A 13819-nucleotide genomic window follows, 5' to 3' on the forward strand; every position below is an offset into this window, starting at 1 on the left:
GCCGTGCTCAAGGGTTACCCAGAATGCCCACCACCGTGTCCCGCAACTGATCGATGCTGAACGGCTTGCCGATCAGGTGCATGCCCTCCGGTACAGTGAGGCTGTCGGCGTAGCCGCTGGCGAACAGCACCGGTAATAGCGGCCGCAGTTCGCGCGCTTTGCCCGCCAGCACCTCACCTCGCATGTCCGGCAGCCCCACATCGGTCATCATCAGTGCCAGCGTCTGGCTTGGGTCTTCAAGTACACGCAGGGCGGCTGCGGCGTCTTCTGCCTCGATGACCTTGTAGCCCAACTCGTCGAGCACTTCGACCGTCAGCATGCGTACGATGTCGTCGTCTTCGACTACCAGAAGGTGCATGGTTCAAATCCTGTACAAATGAGTGTCTTTAATCTGTGCACCGCGCGGCATCAGAAGTTCCCGAGGATACCGCTCCATGCAAATAGATGGAACGATTGCCGAATGCAACCTTCAAATACTGGCTAAATGCCCTGCCAGACCCGTGAAAGCTGGTTAGACTCGCTTATCAGGACAGCGCAGTGGCAGATAACAATAACGACTGATCGGCCACTCTTTTCAATGGACTTTTCTAGCTCGGGCGTTTTCTCATGATTCAAGCAGCCTCGATGGACCAGCGAAGCTTTCGCAAGCTGTTGAGCCGTAACATCGGCCTCCCCCTGGGGGTTGGCCTGCTCGGGGCCGTGGCCTTCGTCGCGGTGATCAACTACCTGCTTTCGGCCATGCAGTGGGTCGAGCACACCGACCGGGTGATCGGCAACGCCAACGAAACGGTCAAGCTCTCGATCGACATGGAAACGGGCATGCGCGGCTTCCTGATCACGGGCGACGAGCGCTTCCTTGACCCTTACGAGGTGGCCAAGCCACGCATTCTCGGCAGCCTGCAAAGCCTGCGCAGCATGGTCGAGGACAACCCGCAGCAGGTTGACCGTATTGACCGGCTGATGGCCTTGCAGCGGGCCTGGAACGACTTCGGTAACGAGATGATCAGCCTGCGCCGCAGCCAGGGCGATTACCAGGCCTCGATCGGCAATGGCCGGGGCAAGCGCATCACCGATGAAATCCGCAAGGAGTTCGATGACCTGATCATTACCGAACAACAACTGCGCATGGCCCGTAACGAAAAAGTCAGTGCCGTCACCGTGACGGCGATTTCGGCTTTCGTGCTGTTCATTGTCGGCCTCAGTGCATTGCTGGCCTACCTGGGCCGTCGTGACCTGCTGGCACTTTCGGCCAACTACGCTGAAAACCTGCAAGCCCAGCAACGCTCGGCGCAGCGCCTGGAGCACCAGGCCTGGTTGCGCACCGGCCAGACCCAGCTGGCGCAGCAGGTGCTCGGGCAACTGACCTTGCCCATGCTTGGCGAGAACATCCTGCGCTTCTTTGCCTCTTATCTGGGCAGCGTGGTGGGCGCCGTGTACGTGCGCGACGAGCATGGCCGGCTGGTGCGCGTGGCCTGTTATGGCCTGAGTACCGAAGAGCAGGCCCGTGAGCAGATCGAGTCGGATCACCATGGCCTGTTGGCCCAGGCGGTCCGCGAAGGCCGCTTGCTGCGCCTGGAGGAACTGCCCGAAGATTTCTATCGCTTCAGTTCCGGCCTGGGCAGTGGCTTGCCGCGCAGTGCATTGCTGATGCCGGCGACCGAAGACGGGCAGATCAACGGGGTGATCGAGCTGGGTTTCCTGCGCCCCTTGCAAGAACGGGATGAAGAGCTGCTGGAGCGGGTCGGCGGCAACCTGGGCATGTCGATCGAGAGCGCCCGTTATCGCCAGCGCCTGCAGGAAGTGCTGGCCGAAACCCAGCAACTCAATGAAGAGCTGCAGGTGCAGCAGGAAGAACTCAAGACTGCCAACGAAGAGCTCGAAGAGCAGTCACGGGTGCTCAAGGAGTCTCAAGCCCATCTGGAAACCCAACAGGCCGAACTCGAGCAGACCAACGAGCAGTTGTCGGAACGCACCGATGCGCTGGACCGCAAGAACGATGAGCTGAGCCAGGCGCAGCTGGAGCTGCAGGCCCGTGCCGACGACCTGCAGCGATCGAGCAAGTACAAGTCCGAATTCCTCGCCAACATGTCCCATGAGCTGCGCACGCCGCTCAACAGCTCGCTGATCCTGGCCAAGTTGTTGGCTGAGAACGGTGAAGGCAACCTCAGTGAGGAGCAGGTCAAGTTCGCCGAATCCATCTACTCGGCCGGTAACGATCTGCTCAACCTTATCAACGACATTCTCGATATCGCCAAGGTCGAGGCCGGCAAGCTCGAAGTACGGCCCGAGACCACCCAGGTCGAGCGCCTGGTCGAAGGCTTGCGCGGCATGTTCCAGCCGCTTGCCGGTCACAAGGGGCTGGCCTTCGAGGTCAAGGTCGAGCCGCAGGTACCGGTCACGCTGTTCACCGACCGTCAGCGCCTGGAGCAGATCCTCAAGAACCTGCTGTCCAACGCCATCAAGTTCACCGAGCGTGGTCAGGTCAGCATGAACGTCAGCTTCCAGGCTGGCAGCGGTATCGTGTTCGCAGTCCGTGACACCGGCATCGGCATTGCGGCCGATCAGCAGCAGGCGATCTTCGGCGCCTTCCACCAGGTCGATGGCACCAGCAATCGCCGCTATGGTGGTACTGGCCTGGGGCTGTCGATCTCCCGTGACCTGGCGCATTTGCTCGGTGGCCAGATCAATGTCGACAGCAGCCCTGGGCAAGGCAGCGTGTTCAGCCTGATTCTGCCGGAGCGCTACGCCGCCGAGGCCGAAGACGTCGAGCCGCAAAGCCTGCGCCCGGCCGTCGATGCGTTGCCGCCCGCACCGCAAGCGCCGTTGGCCGCCGCTGTCATGCGCCCGGCGCCGGCCTTTGCCGACGACCGCGAGCGGGCCCCTTTCGATACCCGTTGCATTCTGGTGATCGAAGACGAGCCCAACTTTGCCCGCATCCTCTTCGACCTGGCCCATGAGCTGGGCTATAGCTGCCTGGTGGCCCATGGCGCCGACGAAGGCTTCGAGCTGGCAGCCCAGTACATTCCGGATGCGATCCTGCTGGACATGCGCCTGCCCGACCACTCGGGCCTGACCGTCCTGCAGCGCCTCAAGGAGCAGGCCAGCACCCGCCATATCCCGGTGCACATCATTTCGGTGGAAGACCGCGTCGAGGCGGCCATGCACATGGGGGCGGTGGGGTATGCGGTCAAACCCACCAGCCGCGAGGAGCTCAAGGAGGTGTTCGCTCGCCTGGAAGCCAAGCTTACGCAAAAGCTCAAGCACATCCTGCTGGTGGAAGACGACGACCTGCAGCGCGAGAGCATCGCCCGGCTGATCGGCGACGACGATGTCGAGATCACGGCCGTCGCCATGGCCCAGGATGCACTGGCGCTGTTGCGCCAGAACATCTACGACTGCATGATCATCGACCTCAAGCTTCCAGACATGCTCGGCAACGAGCTGCTCAAGCGCATGACCGCCGAGGATATCCGCGCCTTCCCGCCGGTGATCGTGTATACCGGCCGCAACCTCACCCGCGAGGAAGAAGCCGATCTGCTCAAGTACTCACGCTCGATCATCATCAAGGGCGCACGTTCGCCGGAGCGCCTGCTCGACGAAGTGACGCTGTTCCTGCACAAGGTCGAATCGCAGCTGTCCAACGAGCGTCAGCGCATGCTCAAGACCGCGCGCAGCCGCGACAAGGTGTTCGAGGGCCGCAAGGTGCTGCTGGTGGATGACGATGTGCGTAATATCTTCGCCCTGACCAGTGCCCTGGAGCACAAGGGCGCCATTGTCGAAATCGGCCGCAACGGGCGCGAAGCCATCGAGCGCCTGGAGCAGCACGACGACATCGACCTGGTGCTGATGGACGTGATGATGCCGGAGATGGACGGCTTCGAGGCCACGCGGCTGATCCGCCAGCAACCGCGCTGGCGCAAACTGCCGATCATCGCCGTGACCGCCAAGGCCATGAAGGATGACCAGCAGCGTTGCCTGCAAGCCGGTGCCAATGACTACCTGGCCAAGCCGATCGACCTGGACCGCCTGTTCTCGTTGATCCGTGTCTGGCTGCCGCAACTGGAGCGAATTTGACTAGCGAACGCAACACCGACATCGAGATCCGACTGCTGATCGAGGCGATCTACCTCAAGTACAGCTACGATTTCCGCAATTATTCCGGCGCTTCGATCAAGCGTCGGATCCTCCACGCGCTGCGTCAGTTCGATTGCCTGACGGTGTCTGCGCTGCAGGAGCGTGTGCTGCACGACCCGGGCATGTTCATGCAACTGCTGCAGTACCTGACGATCCCGGTCAGCGAGATGTTCCGTGACCCTGACCACTTCCTTGCCGTGCGCAACGAAGTGGTGCCGTTGCTGCGTACCTGGCCCTCGATCAAGGTCTGGATCGCGGGCTGCAGCACGGGGGAAGAGGTGTATTCCATGGCCATCCTGTTGCGTGAGGAAGGGCTGCTTGAGCGCACCATCATCTACGCCACCGACATCAACCCGCATTCGCTGGACAAGGCCAAGCAGGGCATCTACTCGATGCAGAGCATGCGCGAATACGAGGAAAACTACCGCCTGGCCGGTGGCCGCCGAGACTTCGCCGAGTACTACACCGCCGCCTATGGCAACGCCATCATGGACAGCAGCCTGCGCGACAATGTCACCTTCGCCGACCACAGCCTGGCCACCGACAGCGTGTTCTCCGAGACCCAGTTGGTGTCGTGCCGCAATGTGCTGATCTACTTCAACAAGGACCTGCAGGATCGGGCGCTGGGCCTGTTCCATGAGTCGCTCTGCCACCGTGGTTTCCTGGTGCTGGGTAGCAAGGAGTCGGTGGACTTTTCGGCCTACAGCGATCGTTTCGAGCCGCTGGTCAAGCCTCAACGGATCTTCCGTAAATCATGAGCGGTGTACGTGCAGTGGTGATCGGCGCCTCCGCCGGTGGCGTGGCGGCATTGTTCCAGGTGCTCGGCGCGCTGCCGTCGACGTTCGCCATACCGGTGCTCTGCGTGCTGCACCTGCCGGACGATCGCCACAGCCAGCTGGCCGGCGTGCTGCAGCGGCGGCTGCATCGGCCGGTGTGCGAGGCACGTGACAAGGAGAGGATCAGCAGCGGGCAGATCTATGTGGCAGGGCCGGGTTACCACTTGTCGGTGGAGCGCGACCTGACGCTGTCGCTGAGCCAGGAAGAACCGGTGCATTTCTCGCGCCCTGCGATCGACTTCCTGTTCATCTCGGCGGCCGATGCCTATGGCGACAGCCTGCTGGGTGTGCTGCTTACCGGCGCCAACGAAGACGGCGCCAGGGGCCTTGCCTACATCAAGAACAATGGGGGGCGCACGATTGTCCAGGACCCTCGTGACGCACAGGTTGCCCTGATGCCGGAGGCCGCCCTGGCCCTGCACCAGCCCGACCATATTCTTACTCTGAGCGGTATCGGGCAGTTGCTCGCGACCCTGGAATACAGCGCATGCTAAGCCACACCATCGCCAAACTGCTGATTGTCGACGACTTGCCGGAAAACCTGCTGGCGCTCGATGCCCTGATCCAGGGCGAGGACCGCGAGGTGCACCAGGCACAGTCTGCCGAGGCTGCCTTGTCGTTGCTGCTCGAGCACGAGTTCGCACTGGCCATTCTCGATGTGCAGATGCCGGGCATGAACGGTTTTGAACTGGCCGAGCTGATGCGCGGTACCGACAAGACCAAGCACATCCCGATCGTCTTCGTCAGCGCGGCGGGTCGCGAGATGAATTATGCCTTCAAGGGCTACGAGAGCGGGGCCGTGGACTTTCTGCACAAGCCGCTCGACACCCTGGCGGTGAAAAGCAAGGTCTCGGTGTTCGTCGACCTGTTCCGCCAGCGCAAGGTGCTTGGCCGGCAGCTGGAAGCCCTGGAGCAGAGCCGCCAGGAACAGGAGCTGCTGCTCAGCCAGTTGCAGGTGGCACGGTGTGAGCTGGAGCACGCCGTGCGCATGCGTGACGACTTCATGTCGATCGTCTCCCACGAGGTGCGCACGCCGCTCAATGGCCTGATCCTGGAAACCCAGTTGCGCAAGATGCACCTGGCACGGGGCAACCTGGACGCCTTCAGTGTCGACAAGCTGCAGGCCATGGTCGAGCGCGACGAACGGCAGATCAACAGCCTGATCCGGTTGGTCGAGGACATGCTCGATGTTTCGCGCATCCGTACCGGTAAACTGTCGCTGCGGCCCAAACTGTTTGACCTGGGCCAACTGGTGCGTGGGCTGGTGGAAAACTTCACGGCGCAGGCCATGGCCCTGGAAACACACATCGAATTGCAGCGTTGCGAAGCGCTGAAGGGGGAGTGGGACGAATTCCGGATTGAACAAGTAGTGGCCAACCTGTTGTCCAATGCAATGCGTTACGGCGAGCGCAAACCGGTGCAGGTACGGGTGTTCGAGCAGGGCGGCATGGCCTGGGTGCAGGTGCAGGACCACGGCATCGGTATCAGCGCCGTCAACCAGCAGCGGATCTTCCAGCAGTTCGAGCGGGTCTCTGCCCAGCAGGCCAGCGGAGGGTTGGGCCTGGGGTTGTACATCTCCGAGCAGATCGTCCAGGCGCACGGTGGCCGGATACAGGTTGAAAGCGAGGAGGGCAAGGGTGCCACATTCACCCTGCAATTGCCGATGGCAATATTCAAAGAACAAAACGACCAGGCGCGGGCAACCTCTGTGTAAGCCTGGGGTCTGATGGCCAACTGTAAGTATTTCAAGGCGTTAACATGAGTGAAGATGCACAAGATGTGGTTCTGGTCGTCGAGGATGAACCGGCGATTCGCATGATTTTGCGCGATTACCTGGCGGGTGAGGGGTACCACGTCCTGGTGGCTGAGGATGGCGAGCAGGCGTTTGCCATCCTGGCCAGCAAACCGCACCTGGACCTGATGGTGACAGACTTCCGTTTGCCGGGGGGGATCTCGGGGGTGGATATTGCCGAGCCCGCGGTGAAATTGCGGCCTGACCTGAAGGTGATTTTCATCAGCGGCTACCCGGCGGAGATTCTCGAATCTGGCAGCCCGATCACCCGCAAGGCACCTATCCTGGCCAAGCCGTTTGACCTGGATACCTTGCACGAGCAGATCCAGTCGCTGTTGCGCTGAGGCATCCGGCCTTTTCGCGGGGCAAACCCGCGAGGAGGCCGTTGCAGGCTATCGCAGCGTCCGCTCAATTCCGCCGACCAGCAAGTTTTCCATCAGCTCCAACCCTTGCGCTTCAGGCAGTGCTTTGAGCAACCCCGGCAGCTGGTTGAGAAACGTCGCCAGTACATGCGCTGTAGCGTCCAACGCTTGCCCCGGCAGTTTCGCTTGCGGTGCGATCAAGCGCAGCAAACCCGCCTCATAGCGCTTGCGCAACGATGCCAGGTGCGCCTGTTGCGCCTCACTCAAACAACACAGATCCCGCTCGGCCAGCCGATACTGCAGCGGCCGTTCGGCATGCAACTGCCAGTGCGCAGCAATCAGGCAGCTCAATGCCGATGTCCCCCGGGCCATGGCCCGGCGGGCCTGGTCCAGGGTGGCCTGCAGCTCTTCGTACAACTCTTCGATCAAGTCGTACAGCAGGTCCTGCTTGCTGGGAAAGTGATGGTACAGCGAGCCGGCGGTCAGCCCCACATGGGCCGCCAGCTCGCGCATGCTGACCTGGCCAAAGCCCTTTTCGGCAAACAATGCCATGGCCTGGTCACGTCGCTCCTCAAAGTTGGCACAGCGCATTGCGGCATTGACCGGGGGCATGGTGCTTGGTCCTCAGTAGGTGAAGAAACCGCGACCGCTCTTGCGCCCCAGCCAGCCGGCCGCGACCATTTCCTTGAGCAGCGGAGCAGGGCGGTACTTGCTGTCGTTGAAGCCTTCATGGAAGGCCTCCATGATCGCCAGCAGGGTGTCCAGGCCGATCAGGTCGGCCAAGGCCAGCGGGCCGATCGGCTGGTTGCAGCCCAGGCGCATGCCCGTGTCGATGTCCTCGGCACTGGCCAGGCCTTCCTGGCGCACAAAGATCGCCTCGTTGATCATTGGCACCAGAATGCGGTTGACCACGAAGCCCGGGCGGTTGCCGGCGGTGATCGGGGTCTTGCCGACTTTTTCGGTCACCACCAGCGCTTTGGCGTAGGTATGGTCGCTTGTCTGCAGGCCACGAATGATCTCCACCAGCGCCATCATCGGCACCGGGTTGAAGAAGTGCACACCAATGAAGCGCTCGGGGTGCTCGATGCTGGCGGCCAGTTGGGTCACCGACAGCGACGAGGTGTTGGTGGCGATCAGGCAGTCGGCGGCAACGTTGGCTGCCACCTGCTGCAGGATGCGCTGCTTGAGCTGCAGGTTCTCGGTCGCCGCTTCAATCACCAGGTGTGCAGCGCTGAGCTGGGTGTAGTCGGTGCTGGTGCGAATGCGTGCTTTGGCGGCTGCGGCCTTATCGGCGTCGAGGGTGCCTTTGCTGACCTGGCGCTCGAGGTTCTTGCTCAAGGTGGCCACGCCGCGCTCGAGCGCTGCGTCGGAAACATCCACCAGCAGCACCTGGTAGCCGGCAATGGCGCACACCTGGGCAATGCCGTTGCCCATGGTGCCCGCGCCGATCACGGCGATCTGTTCAATGCTCATGTGTCAGTCTCCCTCAGACGCGCTCGAACACGACGGCGATGCCTTGGCCACCGCCGATACACATCGTGGCCAGGGCGTAGCGGCCCTGGATGCGCTGCAGTTCATGGATGGCCTTGGTGGCGATGATCGCACCGGTGGCACCCACCGGGTGGCCCAGGGAAATGCCCGAACCGTTGGGGTTGACCTTTTCCGGGTCGAAGCCCAGCTCGCGGGCCACGGCGCAGGCCTGGGCGGCGAAGGCCTCGTTGGACTCGATCACATCCAGGTCTTGCAGGTTCAGGCCGGTTTTTTCCAGCACTTTGCGGGTGGCCGGAATCGGCCCCAGGCCCATCAGCTCGGGCTCCACCCCGGCGTGGGCGTAGCCCACCAGGCGTGCCAGTGGCTTCAGGCCCAGGCGGCGCACCGCGTCACCGGTGGCCAACACCAGGCCGGCGGCGCCATCGTTGATACCGCTGGCGTTGCCGGCGGTGACGGTGCCGTCTTTCTTGAATACCGGCTTCATGCCGGCCAGTTGTTCGGCGGTCACATCAGCACGCACATGCTCGTCGACACTGAACTGCACGCTGCCCTTGCGGGTTTTCAGTTCCAGCGCAACGATCTGGCTGGCGAAGCGGCCCTCGGCAATGGCACGCGCGGCGCGGCGCTGGCTGGTCAAGGCCAGTTCGTCCTGCATTTCGCGGGTAATGCCGTGCTTGGCCGAAACGTTCTCGGCGGTGATGCCCATGTGGAAGTGCTGGAACGGGTCCTGCAGCACGCCGACGGTATAGTCGATGCCTTGCAGGTCACCCATGCGTGCACCCCAGCGCGCCTGTGGCAGCAGGTAAGGGCCACGGCTCATGGATTCGGCGCCGGCTGCGACGGCCACATCGGTGTCGCCCAGCAACAGGCCCTGGGCCGCAGAGACAATAGCCTGCAGGCCAGACCCGCACAGGCGGTTGACGTTGAATGCCGGCGTTTCCTTGGGGATGCCAGCGTTCATTGCCGCTACCCGTGCCAGGTAGGCGTCACGCGGTTCGGTGGGGATCACCGTGCCCATCACCAGGTGGCCGACTTGCTCGGCGGCCAGGCCCGAACGCTCGATGGCGGCGCGGGTCACGGCGCTGGCCAGGTCGGCCAGTGGCAGGTCCTTGAGGGAACCGCCGAAGCCACCAATGGCTGAACGGACGGCACTGACGACGTAGATTTCTGCGCTGCTCATGAGGGCTCCGATTGCGAAGGCGTGGCGGGACCGGGCCAGGCTCTGCGAGAATGGTGGGCGGCCCCGGAGTGGGATCGAGTCTAGGCAAAGGCTCTGTTGCCGCCTATGCCGGATCTGTTCAAACAACCTGGCACTTTTTGCCACTCAGCATAGACAGCGAAAACCGCCATGCGCGAAAGCGATTCAGTCGCCGTGTACTTCCTCAACGCCATGCTCCACGCCCTGCGCGACACGCCCGCCGAGCGTGATGCCCAGCTGCGTGCGGTGGGCATTGCCCCGCAGCTGCTGGATCAGCCTCAGGCGCGGGTGCCGGCCAAGGCGTTCGCCCAGCTGTGGCTGGCGTTGATCCAGCGCCTGGACGATGAGTTCTTTGGCCTCGACAGCCACGGCATGCCGCTGGGCAGTTTTGCCCTGATCTGCCGGGGTTTGATCCTCGAGCCGAACCTGGAAAAGGCCTTGCGCCAGTGCATGGGGGGCTTCGGCCTGTTCCTGCGTGACCTGCGTGGCAGCCTGACGGTACGTGGCGGGCGGGCGCTGATCAGCGTGCAGTCGAACATTGCCGACCCATTGACCCGGGTCTATGCCGAGGAAACCTACCTGGTGCTGATGATCGGCATGCTGTGCTGGCTGGCCGGGCGGCGGATTGCCATCGACCGCACGGAGCTCGCGGTGTCGCGCCCGGCCCAGGAGGACGACTTGCTGCTGTGGGGGCCGGACCTGCGCCTGGGCAGCGGACGCACCGAGGTAGAGTTCGACAGCGCTTACCTGCGCCTGCCGGTGGTGCAGGACCGGGCGGCTTTGCAGACCTTCCTGCGCAGTGCGCCACAGGGCCTGGTGATCCGCTTTCGCAATCAGAACGGGCTGGTGGCTGAGGTGTATCGGCACCTGCGGGCATTGCGCTATGGACAGTGGCCGACATTGGCCGCGCTGGCGCAGCAGCAGGGAGTCAGTGCCAGTACCTTTCGCCGGCAGTTGGAGCGGGAGGGGCGTTCGTACCAGCAGATCAAGGATGAAGTGCGCCGGGCCATGGCCTTCGAGCGGCTGCGCGAAGGCGCGTTGAGCATTGCCGAAATTGCCGAGCAGGCGGGGTTTCAGGAACCGAGTGCCTTCCACCGGGCGTTCAAGAAGTGGACCGGGCAGAGCCCAGGAAGCTACCGGGCGCGGCTGGCCGGCCTGCGTTCTACCTGTGGGAGCGGGCATGCCCGCGAAGAAACCAACGCGGTGGATGGCACCGGCACTGCCGGTGTTCGCGGGTAAACCCGCTCCTACAGGGCACGCACAGAACTGTGGGAGCGGGCATGCCCGCGAAGAAACCAACGCGGTGGATGGCACCGGCTCTGCCGGTGTTCGCGGGTAAACCCGCTCCTACAGGGCGCAGAATTGTAGGAGCGGGCTTGCCCGCGAATAGGCCTGCACAGGCCACCCGAAAGGATCAGGCCGGCACCATGGCAAAGCCGACGCCGAACCGGTTCCAGGCATTGATGGTGGCAATCGCCAAGGTCAGGTTGGCCACCTCGGCCGGCTCGAAGTGTTCCTGCAGGGCTTCATATTGCCCCTGCGGCGCACCCTGTTCTGGCAAGCGGGTCAGGCTCTCGACCCAGGCCAGCGCAGCGCGTTCACGCGGCGTGAAGTAGCTGGTTTCCTGCCACACGCACAAGGTCTGCAGGCGTGCTTCGGTCTCACCGGCCTTGCGCGCATCGTTGGCATGCAGGTTGACGCAGTAGGCGCAGCCGTTGATCTGCGAAGCGCGCAGGCGTATCAGCTCCAGCAGCGAGTTTTCAAGGCCGCTGTTAGCCAGCGCCTGCTCCAGGCCGACCATGGCTCTGTAGGCTTGCGGCGCGTGTTTGGCCCATTCGATACGGTTGTGCATGTCAGTCTCCAGGCGTGTGGGGTGGATATGGCGCTACTGTAGCGCCGCTCATTGGCCACCCCGATAGCCAATTTTGCGCATAAGCGGGAGGCCAATCGTCCATTCAGGTGGCCACTGACCTGCATCCAATCTCTTCATTTCTGCCAAGCCAGCCGAGCCGGGATAATGGCCAGTTCCTGCTACAAGAGAACCGACTCACAATGAGCGCTGTACTGAACCTGCTGCTGGTGATCCTGCTGGCGTTGAACCTGCGGCCGATCCTGACCAGTATCGGCCCCTTACTCGAACCCATGCGCGCCAGCACCGGCCTGGGTTATCAGCAGGCCGCCTTGCTGACGGCGCTACCGGTGCTGTGCATGGGCCTGGTGCCCCTGTTGCAACCGTGGCTGCGACGCTGGGTCAGCGAGCACGGCGGCATGCTTGGGGGCCTGACCGCCATTGCCTTGGCCTGCCTGTGGCGCCTGCAACTGGACAGTGCCTGGGCGCTGATCGCCAGTGCGCTGGTCGCCGGCCTGGGCGTGGCGGTGGTGCAGGGCATGATGCCGGGGCTGGTCAACCGCTGGTTCCCTGGCCGTCTGGCCGGGGCGATGGGGCTGTACTCGGCGGCGCTGATGAGCGGCGGCGGCTTGGCGGCAGTACTCGGTCCACACATCAGCGGCCATTTCGGTTACTGGCAGGCGGGCCTGGGCGTTTGGGCGATCCCGGCCGTGCTGGCGGTGCTGGCCTGGGCCGTGCTGCGGCCGAGGCAGGAGGCGCCAAAGCTGTCTGGGGCCGCAGGCGGGCACTGGTTCGGCACCCGCCGGGCGTGGTTGCTGGCCCTGTACTTCGGCCTGATCAACGGCGGCTACACCAGCATGGTGGCCTGGTTGCCGGCTTACCACATCGAGCACGGCGGCAGCGCTCAGGGCGGTGCCGACCTGGTGGGCCTGATGACCGTCTTTCAGGTGCTCGGTGCGCTTGGCTTGCCGCTGCTGCTGCGACGTTGGGCCGACAGGCGCCCGGGTTTGTGGCTGGCGCTGGCGATCCAGCTGGCGGGCTTTCTGGGGCTTTTGCTGGCACCTGCGGCGGCTTCCGGGCTTTGGGTCGCCATGATCGGCTTTGGCTTGGGTGCCTGCTTCAGCCAGTGCCTGACGTTGACCCTGGAACACCTGAAAACGCCTGCCGAGGCCGGCAGCCTGGCGGCGTTCGTACAGGGTATCGGCTTTATCATCACCGGCATCGTGCCGTATATCACGGGTTGGCTGCGGGATGTCAGTGGCGACTTCCAGGCTTCGTGGACGCTGTTGACCGTGACCGTGATGGCAATGCTGCTGGTGACCGCGTGCTTCAACCCGCGCGGCTATGCGGCGGCTATCGCCCGGCCGGCCGCAACCGGCAAGGCCGCACCGGTCAACTGAGGCGTTGCAGGGTATCGCGTACCCGGTCCAGCGCCGGGTCGATGTCCAGCAGTTCGATGGCGCCGAAGCCCATCAATAGCCCCGGGCGGACCGGCGCCTCGCTGAAGAAGGGGGCCAGTGAATACAGGCCGACCTCTACCTTGCGCGCGAGGTTGGCCAACAGTTCCACATCCACTGCGGGGGTAGCCAAGGCACTGAGGTGGAAGCCTGCGCTGGCGGGGATGGCGCTGAACCACGGTGCCAGATCGCCGCCAAGGCGCGCCAGGATGCGCTCGCGGCGTGCACTGTAGACCTCGTGGCAGCGGCGGATGTGCTTGTTCAGGTGGCCTAGTTTGTACTCTATATATAGAGTGAGTACGGACAACGGCCTGGCCCAGTAAAACCGGGCTTTTGGTTCATGGAAGCTTGTCCGTATGGCTGACGGAGGAAATGGACAGGTCGGATTTCGGGCGTGTGAAGCACTTTAGCGCGGGGCATCCAGAGCTTCCTGCTAGCTTGCTGTCGAAAGCCAAGGAGCTCCCATAGGCGCACCCATGCTCATGATTATTTAGAAACACGCTTGCGCACTGGTGTGGCGCTGCATCGTTCAGGGAGTCCAATCGTAGTTGTACCTATTTTCGGCAGTTACCTCATCACGGAATCATTGCGGCCAGAGTGCATATAGCCCCTTGTAATAGACGGCATGGCTTCATCCGATGTTATGAAGGCCTTGTTTCATCTTCTTATTAACGTGCAATGGCGGCGCTGCCAGCAGCGA

12 protein-coding genes and 1 pseudogene are annotated in these 13819 nt (G+C 63.1%); 7 read left to right on the forward strand and 6 right to left on the reverse strand.

The annotated features are described in order from the left end of the window. Positions 1 to 7 precede the first annotated feature (7 nt). Positions 8 to 358 carry a response regulator gene (locus I8746_RS09065; RefSeq protein ID WP_003256181.1) on the reverse strand — a complete coding sequence of 117 codons (351 nt, stop codon included), beginning with the start codon at positions 356 to 358 and terminating at the stop codon, positions 8 to 10. A gap of 248 nt (positions 359 to 606) precedes the next feature. Between I8746_RS09065 and I8746_RS09070 the strand changes: the two genes are divergently transcribed. Genes I8746_RS09070 through I8746_RS09090 form a run of 5 tightly spaced genes read left to right on the forward strand, consistent with a single transcriptional unit; the run spans position 607 to position 7106 of the window. Then, the gene (locus tag I8746_RS09070) at positions 607 to 4074 is read left to right on the forward strand and encodes a response regulator (protein WP_221100469.1); all 3468 of its coding nucleotides are present in this window, start codon (positions 607 to 609) and stop codon (positions 4072 to 4074) included. Next, positions 4071 to 4892 carry a protein-glutamate O-methyltransferase CheR gene (locus tag I8746_RS09075; protein WP_003256179.1) on the forward strand — a complete coding sequence of 274 codons (822 nt, stop codon included), beginning with the start codon at positions 4071 to 4073 and terminating at the stop codon, positions 4890 to 4892. Before I8746_RS09070 ends, I8746_RS09075 begins: the two co-directional genes overlap by 4 nt. Further along, positions 4889 to 5464 (forward strand): chemotaxis protein CheB, encoded by a 576-nt coding sequence (locus I8746_RS09080; RefSeq protein ID WP_221100470.1) that lies wholly within the window; start codon positions 4889 to 4891, stop codon positions 5462 to 5464. Before I8746_RS09075 ends, I8746_RS09080 begins: the two co-directional genes overlap by 4 nt. Then, positions 5458 to 6684, forward strand: a complete 1227-nt coding sequence (locus tag I8746_RS09085; RefSeq protein ID WP_088512342.1) for a hybrid sensor histidine kinase/response regulator — start codon at positions 5458 to 5460, stop codon at positions 6682 to 6684. Before I8746_RS09080 ends, I8746_RS09085 begins: the two co-directional genes overlap by 7 nt. 44 nt (positions 6685 to 6728) lie before the next feature. After that, positions 6729 to 7106: a response regulator gene (locus I8746_RS09090; protein ID WP_003256176.1), complete on the forward strand. Its 378-nt coding sequence runs from the start codon at positions 6729 to 6731 to the stop codon at positions 7104 to 7106. A 48-nt stretch (positions 7107 to 7154) separates the two neighbouring features. Here the strand turns inward: I8746_RS09090 and I8746_RS09095 are convergent, their stop codons facing one another. Genes I8746_RS09095 through I8746_RS09105 form a run of 3 tightly spaced genes read right to left on the reverse strand, consistent with a single transcriptional unit; the run spans position 7155 to position 9795 of the window. Then, entirely contained in the window at positions 7155 to 7736 is a 582-nt protein-coding gene (locus I8746_RS09095; RefSeq protein ID WP_221100471.1) for a TetR/AcrR family transcriptional regulator, read from the reverse strand. A 12-nt stretch (positions 7737 to 7748) separates the two neighbouring features. Continuing rightward, positions 7749 to 8597 carry a 3-hydroxybutyryl-CoA dehydrogenase gene (locus I8746_RS09100; protein ID WP_221100472.1) on the reverse strand — a complete coding sequence of 283 codons (849 nt, stop codon included), beginning with the start codon at positions 8595 to 8597 and terminating at the stop codon, positions 7749 to 7751. 13 nt (positions 8598 to 8610) lie between these two features. Beyond that, the gene (locus tag I8746_RS09105) at positions 8611 to 9795 is read right to left on the reverse strand and encodes an acetyl-CoA C-acyltransferase family protein (protein WP_003256172.1); all 1185 of its coding nucleotides are present in this window, start codon (positions 9793 to 9795) and stop codon (positions 8611 to 8613) included. Between the two features lie 168 nt (positions 9796 to 9963). Here I8746_RS09105 and I8746_RS09110 point away from each other — a divergent pair, with 168 nt between their 5' ends. Continuing rightward, positions 9964 to 11052, forward strand: coding sequence for an AraC family transcriptional regulator (locus I8746_RS09110; RefSeq protein WP_047603083.1), 1089 nt, complete (start codon positions 9964 to 9966; stop codon positions 11050 to 11052). Positions 11053 to 11227: 175 nt separating this feature from the next. On the opposite strand, the gene I8746_RS09115 is transcribed toward I8746_RS09110, so the two are convergent. Beyond that, complete coding sequence (locus tag I8746_RS09115; RefSeq protein WP_012051952.1) at positions 11228 to 11665, reverse strand: carboxymuconolactone decarboxylase family protein; 438 nt, start codon at positions 11663 to 11665, stop codon at positions 11228 to 11230. Between the two features lie 200 nt (positions 11666 to 11865). Here I8746_RS09115 and I8746_RS09120 point away from each other — a divergent pair, with 200 nt between their 5' ends. After that, positions 11866 to 13062, forward strand: a complete 1197-nt coding sequence (locus I8746_RS09120) for a CynX/NimT family MFS transporter (protein ID WP_003256168.1) — start codon at positions 11866 to 11868, stop codon at positions 13060 to 13062. On the opposite strand, the pseudogene I8746_RS09125 reads toward I8746_RS09120, so the two are convergent. Continuing rightward, positions 13055 to 13390 (reverse strand): annotated as a pseudogene (locus I8746_RS09125) (PLP-dependent aminotransferase family protein); the annotation flags it as partial. The gene I8746_RS09120 and the pseudogene I8746_RS09125 overlap by 8 nt on opposite strands. Between the last annotated feature and the right edge of the window lie 429 nt (positions 13391 to 13819).

This window comes from Pseudomonas sp. USTB-Z, assembly GCF_019691255.1.
Taxonomy (GTDB): Bacteria; Pseudomonadota; Gammaproteobacteria; order Pseudomonadales; family Pseudomonadaceae; genus Aquipseudomonas; species Aquipseudomonas alloputida.